Below are 6,000 nucleotides of genomic sequence, written 5' to 3' on the forward strand. Positions count from 1 at the left end.
TCTTGTATCCAGTCAGTTAGCCGTTAGAGTGTTGAAGGCCAATAGTAGAGTAAATAAGCAAGAACGGCAAAACTCTTGTGTGTTAAGTATCTGCTTGGCATAGCGCTTCGGTAGTGGAGCACTGAAGTGACGTGGTAGATTTATTTTTAAGATTTATAGCAGGAAGATCGGTTTGGCAACATTAAATAACAAGAATCCTAGCTCGATAACTAAGATTCTTGTGTAAATCAAGCTAGTATAAGCTTTATTCAGCGATCAAAAGATCGTCTAAGGTTTTGCCTGAAGATAATAATTGCTCAACCCAAACAGGGCGTCTACCACGACCCGTCCAAACATTTTCTGGGTTATTTGGATTTTGATATTTCGGTTTAACTGGCTTGCGTGAGGCTTTAACTTCCATTATTTCTTGGATGCTGAAACCTGACTCAGATAATAACTCGTCGATTTTACGACGAACTTTCATAAGCTCTGATTGACGACGGTTACTAATGGCGTAATCAATATTGTTTTTCAAACGGTCTAATTCAGCAACACTCAATTCATCTAAGTTGATACTTGCCATGTTTATTCTACTCTCTACTCTATTTGTTGGGGAAAGCTATAAAATATACATTTACCAATAAGTCTGTCAACAACTATAGATTAAAAAAGGGATTAAATCTCAGTAATGAATTCTTATTTAAATGGTATCTTTTATTAAGTCCAAGCGATTAGATTATTGTTGACTCAGCAGTCAATTGCTTACTTTCCTTTCAGACAGGCGGACTAGCAAGCTGGTTTGGCATCAGTTACAATGATGACATTATAAAAATAACTAACGAATCTCTGGGGGCGCAATGCGTTTCTTCAAAGTCATATTTCCGCTCACCTTATTAGCCTGTGCGGCCATGCTCGCGATCTGGCAATTTGCTTGGGGCAACTCATCCAGTTCTACTATTGCCAGTCAAGGCTTAATCATAATGTTAGCATTACAAACTGGCATTCTATTAAGCGAGCGTTTTGACTTCTTGAGATTCTCAAGTTTATTACCCCCTCCATCACCAATAAACAAAAGCACTCAACTAAAATCTTCGGACGATGCATCTACAAGCGAAGATATTTTAGAGGCCTTGGCCGGTGGGATATTAACGGTTAATGAACACGGGCGCATACTCTACATTAATCAAAGCGCAAAAACACTATTAGCTTGTGAAAATGCTGTCGGTCAACCGGTTGAGCAAGTGTTGCAGATGGAAGACGCTGAAGGTAATGCCTTAGTATCGCGCATATTAAGTCTGCACAGTCCTAATTCAAGACGCTTACTTCAGTTTGGGCAGGTACGCCTAATTAGTCATACACAAGACACCCATGTAGTCGATTTACATACAACTTACTTGCATGATCAGGGGAATACGATTGTTTTTATTTTTCGCGATGTGACAACGGATCGCAAGGTAATTAATCGACTTTATCAGCAAGCTTCACATGATGCTTTAACAGGTTTAATGAATCGGCGTAGTTTCGAGGAGTATCTCGAACAAGTTGCGCATGAAAACGACCAGAATAAAAGCCATGTCATGGTCAGCATTGATTTAGATAACTTTAAAATCGTTAATGATACCTGTGGGCACCAAGCAGGCGATGAGTTATTGCGTCAGGTTTCCCATATTCTACAGCGATCTGTCAGGCAAACGGACAAGGTTGCGCGAATGGGCGGGGATGAATTTGCGATTTTACTGGAAAGTTGTGTCACTGAAAAAGGTCGCAAGTTAATGGATTCTATTCTCATTAAATTGCGCAATTACCGTTTTAGTTGGGAAGGTAAAGTTTTTGCTATTACCGCCAGTATGGGTTTAGTGGAATTCACTCCCTCTCCCGAATTATCCTTAAAAACCTTATTTGCAGATGTAGATCGGGCTTGTTATACCGCCAAAGCGCTCGGGCGCAATCAAACTTTTGTGCATATTAATACCTTGGAGGTAGTGGAAGCTGATCAGTTCGGTACAGATTGGGCGGGTTTATTAGATCGCGCGGTGACTGAAGATCGCTTTATTTTATTTGTGCAACCTATTATTCCGCTCCAAGATCAAATTTCTGAATACGTGCATTATGAAGTCCTCCTGCGTCTACCCTTCCGTAAACATTTATTAAGCCCAGGGAGTTTCTTACCCGCAGCAGATCGTTTAGATATGATGGGTAAAATCGATCGCTGGATTATTCGTCGTGTGCTGGAAACCTTGTCTGCGAATACCTTAAGTACCGAGTCCGGTGCAGACATTCGCTTGATGATTAATTTATCATCACAGGCAGTGCAAGATAATGAACTAGGTGCTTATATTGCAGAGCAAATCAACACTTACAAAGTGAATCCTACTTTGCTTTGCTTTGAAATTGCTGAATCAGTTGCGATTGCGAATTTCGTCCAAACGAAACGTTTAATGAAAGCCCTGCATGATATGGGCTGTCATTTGGTATTGGATGATTTTGGTAGTGGTTTTTCATCCTTAAATTATGTACGTGATTTACCGCTCAGTTATCTGAAGATTGATGGTAATTTTGTCCATAACTTAGTGTCTAATCCTATTGATGCAGCCATGGTTAAGGCGGTGCATGAGGTGGGGCAGGTGATGCAATTATCAACTATCGCCGAGTTAGTGGAAGATAGCGAAACTTTAGAGCGTCTGCGCCAGATTGGGGTAGATTATGCACAAGGTTATTTTTGTGGCAAACCCTATCCTTTTCACCAATTAGGCTTAGAGAGTCGCACTAAGAAGGAAAATATTTCTAGCTCAGATTTCTGAGCAATCACGCTTTAAACACAGTTTTTAGTATTGAAACTTGAAAAAATAGCGGCTAGCTCAATACTAGAGGGACAAACTCTAGTTATTGAGGACGCCAGTAGTGCGTAAATTTCCTATCATTGCGGTACTGTTATTATTAGTACCTGTTCTTGAGATTTATCTTTTTGTTAAAGTAGGCGGTTGGATCGGTTTTCTGCCGACTATTGCTTTGTTGATACTTATGACCTTTGTGGGTAGCTATTTCGTGCGCCACCAAGGGCTAAGTACTCTGGCTCGTATTCAAAAATCTATGGCACAAGGCCAACTGCCAGCCCGTGATATGTTGGAAGGGGTGTTGATTGTGATTGGGGGTATTTTGATGATGATCCCCGGTTTCCTGTCCGATATTTTGGGTATTTTGTGTATTTTACCACCCACTCGTTTGGCTATTGCCGCGGCTCTAATACCTAGCGTGGCTGCTCGCGTTCAGCGTAGTACGTTTTCTGCATCACCGTTTGAAACGAGTCCTCAACAACCTTTTAATCCCATCAATTCTTCTCAATCCGCTCATGGGCAAAGGGGCGCTACGATTGAGGGTGAGTTCGTGCGCAAAGATTGAACTGAAAAAATTCCTGCGAAGATGTCTTGACATTAATCACATCGTGCTTATTATTAGCACTCGATAGAGTTGAGTGCTAACAAGTTACTACATTTATACCCTATTTGCTTGTCAGCCTAATCAAACCCTTATTTAAGTTTCGAGGAGTATAACAGTATGAAAATTCGTCCTTTGCATGACCGCATCGTGGTGCGTCGTATGGAAGAAGAGCGTAAAACCGCTAGCGGTATCATCATTCCAGATTCTGCTACTGAAAAGCCAGATCGTGGTGAGGTATTAGCCGTGGGTCCAGGTAAAGTGGGTGATGACAATGAGCGTTTACCTTTGCAAGTTAAAGTGGGCGACAAAGTACTGTTCGGTAAATATGCCGGCACTAGCGTGAAAGTCGATGGCCAAGATGTGCTGATTATGCGCGAAGAAGATGTATTAGCGGTTATCGAAGGCTAATCCATTTTTTTACTATTTACCCCATAAAGATTATCGAGGAAGACAATAATGAGTGCTAAAGATGTACGTTTTGGTGATGACGCTCGCTCTCGTATGGTGAGAGGCGTTAATGTTTTAGCAAACGCGGTACGGGTTACTTTAGGTCCAAAAGGCCGTAATGTGGTTTTAGAAAAATCTTTCGGTGCACCCACTGTTACGAAAGACGGTGTATCGGTGGCGAAAGAAATCGAATTAGAAGATAAGTTCGAAAACATGGGTGCACAGTTGGTAAAGGAAGTTGCTTCTAAGACTTCTGATGCAGCCGGTGACGGTACAACCACGGCAACCGTATTAGCACAAGCAATCGTGCGTGAAGGTATGAAATCAGTAACAGCGGGTATGAACCCAATGGATCTGAAGCGCGGTATCGACAAAGCCGTTACTGCTGCCGTTGAGCAATTACGCGCTATGTCAAAGCCTTGCGCAGACAGCAATGCCATCGCTCAAGTTGGTACAATTTCTGCGAACTCTGATGAATCTATCGGTAAGATCATTGCTGATGCGATGGACAAAGTAGGTAAAGAAGGCGTTATTACGGTTGAAGAGGGTAATTCCTTAGAAAACGAATTAGCCGTTGTTGAAGGTATGCAGTTTGACCGTGGCTACTTGTCTCCTTACTTTGTGAACAACCAACAAAGCATGACCGCTGAGTTGGAAGATCCGTATGTGTTATTACACGATAAGAAAATCTCTAATATTCGCGAGCTGCTACCTGCTTTAGAAGGTGCTGCGAAATCGGGCAAGCCACTATTAATTATCGCTGAAGATATCGAAGGTGAAGCTTTAGCAACGTTGGTAGTAAACAACATGCGCGGCATCGTGAAAGTGGCAGCAGTTAAAGCGCCTGGTTTCGGTGATCGTCGTAAAGCGATGTTACAAGACTTAGCGGTATTGACTGGGGCAACCGTTATTTCTGAAGAAGTCGGCATGAGCTTAGATAATGTGACTTTGGATGATTTAGGTCAGGCTAAGCGCGTGGTGATCACGAAAGAAGATACTACTGTAATCGATGGTGCTGGTTCTGCGGATGATATTAAAGGCCGTGTTGAGCAAATTCGTGCACAAATGGAAGTAACTACTTCTGATTACGACCGTGAAAAATTACAAGAGCGTTTAGCTAAATTAGCGGGCGGTGTAGCGGTTATTAAAGTAGGTGCTGCTACTGAAGTTGAAATGAAAGAGAAGAAAGCACGCGTTGAAGATGCCTTACATGCGACCCGTGCGGCAGTTGAAGAGGGTGTAGTTCCTGGCGGTGGTGTGGCATTGGTGCGCGCATTACAAGCCATTGGTAGCCTGAAAGCCGAAAATCATGACCAAGATTTAGGTGTGCAAATCGCGTTACGTGCAATGGAAGAGCCATTACGTCAAATCTGTGCTAACGCAGGTGATGAGCCTTCTGTCATCCTGAATGCCATCAAAGCGGGTCAAGGTAATTACGGTTATAACGCACGTACCTCTGAATACGGCGATATGATCCAAATGGGTATCTTGGATCCGACTAAAGTGACTCGTACTGCATTACAAAATGCGGCTTCTGTAGCGGGTTTAATCCTGACGACTGAAGCTATGGTTGCTGAGTTACCGAAGAAAGAAGCGGCTCCAGCAATGCCAGACATGGGCGGCATGGGCGGCATGATGTAATCAGCGTTCTAGCTGAAAAGAAAAAGGCTCCCAAGGGAGCCTTTTTTGTTGGTGAACTCCATTAGCGTCGTTCATTATTTGGTAAGTTCGTATCAATAATTGAGGGCGGAATTTCAATTAATGGGAGTTCAACTTGAGCTTCGTCCGATTCTTGATTGAGCGGTTCCGGTGGTAAGGTTTCAGGTTGTTCAGTTTGCTGTTCAACCGGCAATGCTTCTATGCTAATTGGCTGTGGCTGTGGCTGTGGCTGTGGCTGTGGCTGTGGCTGTGGCTGTGGCTGTGGCTGTGGCTGTGGCTGTGGCTCAACCTGTGCTGGCTCTGTGGGCAAGGCAATCGCATCCATTTGATCCAAACCGGAGGAGCTTGGTCGCGGGGCGCGTGGCGGATTAATGGTTTCAGTTTCACGAGGTAAAGCAATTGCATCCATTTGATCCAAGCCTGAGGAGCGCTCTAACGTGGGTGTTTGATTGTTACTGTCACTGGGGAGCTCAACAA

The 6,000-nt window shown here is 43.3% G+C and carries 6 protein-coding genes; 4 read left to right on the forward strand and 2 right to left on the reverse strand.

Annotated features, from left to right (window positions below):
* Positions 1 to 244: 244 nt before the first annotated feature.
* Positions 245 to 562, reverse strand: a complete 318-nt coding sequence (locus A3IE_RS0116750) for an H-NS histone family protein (RefSeq protein WP_020396783.1) — start codon at positions 560 to 562, stop codon at positions 245 to 247.
* Positions 563 to 836: 274 nt separating this feature from the next.
* Between A3IE_RS0116750 and A3IE_RS0116755 the strand changes: the two genes are divergently transcribed.
* The 4 genes from A3IE_RS0116755 (at position 837) to groL (ending at position 5,505) form a co-directional block, all read left to right on the forward strand.
* Complete coding sequence (locus tag A3IE_RS0116755; protein WP_020396784.1) at positions 837 to 2,780, forward strand: putative bifunctional diguanylate cyclase/phosphodiesterase; 1,944 nt, start codon at positions 837 to 839, stop codon at positions 2,778 to 2,780.
* A 100-nt stretch (positions 2,781 to 2,880) separates the two neighbouring features.
* Entirely contained in the window at positions 2,881 to 3,378 is a 498-nt protein-coding gene (locus A3IE_RS0116760) for an FxsA family protein (RefSeq protein WP_020396785.1), read from the forward strand.
* A gap of 156 nt (positions 3,379 to 3,534) precedes the next feature.
* Positions 3,535 to 3,825, forward strand: coding sequence for a co-chaperone GroES (gene groES, locus A3IE_RS0116765; RefSeq protein ID WP_020396786.1), 291 nt, complete (start codon positions 3,535 to 3,537; stop codon positions 3,823 to 3,825).
* A 48-nt stretch (positions 3,826 to 3,873) separates the two neighbouring features.
* Positions 3,874 to 5,505 carry a chaperonin GroEL gene (groL, locus tag A3IE_RS0116770; protein ID WP_020396787.1) on the forward strand — a complete coding sequence of 544 codons (1,632 nt, stop codon included), beginning with the start codon at positions 3,874 to 3,876 and terminating at the stop codon, positions 5,503 to 5,505.
* Between the two features lie 61 nt (positions 5,506 to 5,566).
* Here the strand turns inward: groL and A3IE_RS22740 are convergent.
* Positions 5,567 to 6,000: hypothetical protein (locus A3IE_RS22740; RefSeq protein WP_026154999.1), on the reverse strand; the 434-nt coding region annotated here is incomplete at its 5' end.

It is taken from the genome of Thiolinea disciformis DSM 14473, from assembly GCF_000371925.1.
Taxonomy (GTDB): Bacteria; Pseudomonadota; Gammaproteobacteria; order Thiotrichales; family Thiotrichaceae; genus Thiolinea; species Thiolinea disciformis.

Excerpts from the sequence above, each read along its gene's own strand:
- A3IE_RS0116750 (WP_020396783.1), bottom strand. The coding sequence starts at position 562 with ATGGCAAGTATCAACTTAGATGAATTGAGTGTTGCTGAATTAGACCGT.
- A3IE_RS0116755 (WP_020396784.1), top strand. The coding sequence starts at position 837 with ATGCGTTTCTTCAAAGTCATATTTCCGCTCACCTTATTAGCCTGTGCG.
- groES (WP_020396786.1), top strand. The coding sequence starts at position 3,535 with ATGAAAATTCGTCCTTTGCATGACCGCATCGTGGTGCGTCGTATGGAA.
- groL (WP_020396787.1), top strand. The coding sequence starts at position 3,874 with ATGAGTGCTAAAGATGTACGTTTTGGTGATGACGCTCGCTCTCGTATG.